Source organism: Geomonas sp., from assembly GCF_056994735.1.
Genome location: NZ_JBXKJL010000382.1, coordinates 1 through 3,197 on the forward strand (window position 1 = coordinate 1; position 3,197 = coordinate 3,197).

The 3,197-nt window shown below is 57.5% G+C and carries 1 protein-coding gene; it reads right to left on the reverse strand.

The features are described from left to right. Nucleotides 1-419: 419 nt before the first annotated feature. Entirely contained in the window at nucleotides 420-1,676 is a 1,257-nt protein-coding gene (gene ltrA / locus AC11W3_RS16440; RefSeq protein WP_484093378.1) for a group II intron reverse transcriptase/maturase, read from the reverse strand. Between the last annotated feature and the right edge of the window lie 1,521 nt (nucleotides 1,677-3,197).

Sequence of the window (3,197 nt, forward strand, 5' to 3'; positions counted from 1 at the left end):
CTGATTCTCTTGTAGGACTCGGGGAGGCCACATTGTCCGAGTTTATCTTACACCAGCGCGGAGCGAAGGCAAAGGTGGGCCTGCGGGGGGATTGACTCTGCCAAGCAGAACTGGGACTCAGGCGGCGGGCGAAGCGATTTGCCTCGGGTCTGGCCTTCGGCACGTTTCAGATTTGTGAAACCGGAGCCGGGTAGCGTGGACCTCTACGGCAGGCTGGCACCGTTCTTCTACTTCGTGATGAGAAACCTAAATGCCGACCGGGCCGGTATGGATGTTCACCTTTCATCACCGGCTCCGACCTTGGTGAATCGAGGGTACCACAGAATCTGGGGATGGGTCGTCGGGTAGACCTGGGCAGTTACCTGCCCAGGCCCCCCACAGATCCGGACGTGCGGATTTCCCGCATCCGGCTCCTCAAGTTACGGATTCGCTGCGCGGCGATATACCGAATGGACGACAACTGGGGAAGGCAAAGGATAGCGCTTAAGCAGGCGGTTAAACCGCTCCCAATGCAGCCCTGCACGCTGCGAGCGACGGTTAAGCCACTTGCGCCACACCCGCACGACCTTCTGAAAGAATCGTGAGAGCGCGTTCCCATTGCCGGTGATCCCGTAGTACTGGGCATGGCCCCGGAGTTTCCAGGCAAGCATCTGCTGCTGGTCCGGCACCGGCCGATGTCGGTTGAATCGGCACCACCGACTGATCTCTTTCAGGGCACGGCAGAACCGATCTTTCGCGGTTTTGCGCTTGACGACCCACCGGTTCCTGAGAGATCGACACCAGTGATGGGTAAAGCCGAGAAAGGTAAAGGTTCCGGGCGGCTCAGTTCTTCCCAGAGGTTTGCACGGAGGCCGAAACAGAACCAGACGGGTTTTCTCCGGGTGCAGCGAAAGCCCGTATTTACCGAGCCTCTTGGGCAGCACACCGAGTACCCGTCGCGCATCTTCCTCAAGGGCGAACACCAAGACAGCATCGTCAGCGTACCTGACGAGGAACGCCCGACCCCGTAGTCTCGGCTTGACCACATCCTCGAACCACACGTCCAGCACATAGTGAAGGTAGATGTTGGCAAGAAGAGGCGACACTACCCCACCCTGGGGAGTGCCAGCATCAGGATACATCACGCTTCCATCCTCAAGCACTCCCGCCTTCAGCCACTTGTCGATCGCACGTCGAAGTACACCGTCACGCACCCGCTGGTCGAGAAAACGCCGCAGACCCCTGCGATCCAGAGTGTCAAAGAACCTCTGGATATCAAGGTCCAGCACCCACCCACCACCCATGTTCATCAGACCCTTCCACAGGACCTCCAGAGCCTGATGCGCTGATTTGCCCGGCCGAAACCCGTAGGAGCAATCCCGAAAATCCTGCTCGTAGACCGCCTCCAGCACCATGACCACCGCCCTCTGGAGCACCTTGTCCTCAAAGGTCGGTATCCCGATCGGTCTGGTCTTGGTGCCCTCGCCTTTCGGAATGTGCGACCGCCGCACAGGTGGTGCTTTGTAGGTACCGGACTTGAACCGGTCGAGCAGCGATTGGAGATTCTCCTCAAGGTTCTCGGCGTACGCTGCCGCCGTCTGCCCATCCACACCAACAGCACCACTCTTGCGGGTTAGCCGATACGCCTCGCGCAAAAGCTCGACGTCGATGTGATGGGCCAGGGTGGTGAGCACCATCTCCGGCGCCTGCCTCGCCAGCTCCGCTATCTGCTGAAGTCTCGTTGAGACGACTGTGGGACTCGATCTTCCCGCCATCTTTCCCTCCCGCAGCTCCATAACTCGGTACCCCCTTCCCTCCACAGGGTCCCCTGGGGCGGGTTCCCCTGCTTCTCGGGTACTATGAGGTACTCCGACTCCCTCTCGCCCATCCCACCTCACTCCGTTGCCTTGCTCGGCGGTACCACCTCCTCTCCGTGGAGACGAGAGGGCCTCCCAGGTTCCTGGGGAACCCCTTGTGTGCATGCCCTGCTCTTAGACCCCGGCGGGATCTCCACGTCAGGCCATGGGCGCTCAGAGGACCCGTCAGAGACTCCGAATGTTTCGTCGCACGCGACTACCGCAGACCATGCCTCTTTCCGTCTCCTATCAGCAGCCCTTCGACGTCTCGATGTCGCCTTCCGCCCATATGAAAGCGTCGGCTCCCACGTGGAAGTTATTTCGGGGCTCCATCACACGGCCTGCACACTCGCTGTCTACGCTCCGCAGCGTGAGTTACCTCACCACCACGTAAGACTCGCTTCCGACTGGTGGCCAGCCTTGGTCGGGCGGGATTGGTTACCCACTGGGTTCCACTACAAGGTTTCAGTGCCGATATTCACCACCTCCTCCTTGACCAGGCTTCCCTGGCGCACGATATGTGAACATTCATACTGACCGGCTCGGAGTTCAGGTTTCTCATCAGAGGTTCCTCCGCTGCCCGCAGTGAAAGGTCTCTCAAAAAAACAATACAATAAGCCGATTGACTGCGAGAATAGAAGAAAAGATGAGAAAGGGCACAGATTTCTGCCAGCGCGGAAGACACGAGAATAGAGCGTTTATCGTCGCAGTATTATTAATGCTTTTAAATAAATAGCGTAAAAAGTAATGGTTGCAGTGGGTTACGTGACTTCGCGTAGATTCCTTACCGTGACTGAAGGATTCTTCATGGACCTAATACGCTTGTACAAGCCGCCAGTTCGGCTAGGGGTACCTTTGACAGGCTGGCAAGTGTCTGACTATACTCATTCGCAAGAGTCGAAGAGGGACACGACAAGAGGAGGAGCACCGAAGGCGGGGTTATCTGTAGGCTCTGCAAATGACAGGTATTAGCTGGCCCGTTCGTCTTATGAAGCGGGCAAAGGGCTAGATCCCCTTGGGCCAAGGGAGTGATTCTGGCTTTTTTGACCGTTGGGGCCTAAGTAGTGGTGTCAGGAGAGCGAATGTGTGCGTCTCGGATGCATGTATGAAGTGCCCGGGGTGCCGCGGTCCAGTTCAAGCCTCGCAAGTCTGCAGCGAACTTACACGTCCCGCCCTTCGCTAGAGTGTACCCTCGTCGTAGCTAGAGCGTTCCTCGATTTCGACATTTTCTTAAGACGCTCTTATATCTTTCTTCGGGGTCATTCTTAAAGCTATGCCGCAGGCTTAAGCTGGTGGCGTAGGCAGGGAAGGGTGGTGACAGTATGCTTGAGCATCGCCTCAATTCCTGTCTGCTTCTTGCCA

Excerpts from the sequence above, each read along its gene's own strand:
- ltrA (WP_484093378.1), bottom strand. The coding sequence starts at position 1,676 with ATGGTGCTCACCACCCTGGCCCATCACATCGACGTCGAGCTTTTGCGC.